The following is a 307-nucleotide window of genomic DNA, read 5'->3' as shown; positions in this document are numbered from 1 at the left end:
TATATTCTTCATTTCATCGTATTTTTGGTCCATTGAAATGATTCGTGTCGGCATGTCATTGACTTTAACCCACCCAACCTTCCCCATGTTACGAAGTGTCACCTCTATGCTTGAAACAGCGTTTATACTAACACTTGCCTTGGATTGCTTTTTAAGTTTTTCATCCTCTTCATATTTTTCTGGTAGAAAGTCAAATACATGGTCGTACTTAGCAAATTCTTTTAATGCAAGAATACTAAAAACAGAACAATTATTATCGTCCTTCTGAATGCCTGCCTGGCACGATTTTATTTCAAACTTAATCTTG

At 35.5% G+C, this 307-nt stretch carries 1 pseudogene; it reads right to left on the bottom strand.

Annotated elements, in window-relative coordinates:
- Window positions 1–307 (bottom strand): annotated as a pseudogene (locus tag Lery_RS15410) (hypothetical protein); the annotation flags it as partial.

This window comes from Legionella erythra (genome assembly GCF_001467615.1).
Taxonomy (GTDB): domain Bacteria; phylum Pseudomonadota; class Gammaproteobacteria; order Legionellales; family Legionellaceae; genus Legionella_C; species Legionella_C erythra.
The sequence above is the reverse complement of the archived record's forward strand: the minus strand, read 5'-3'. Positions and strand labels throughout refer to the sequence as shown.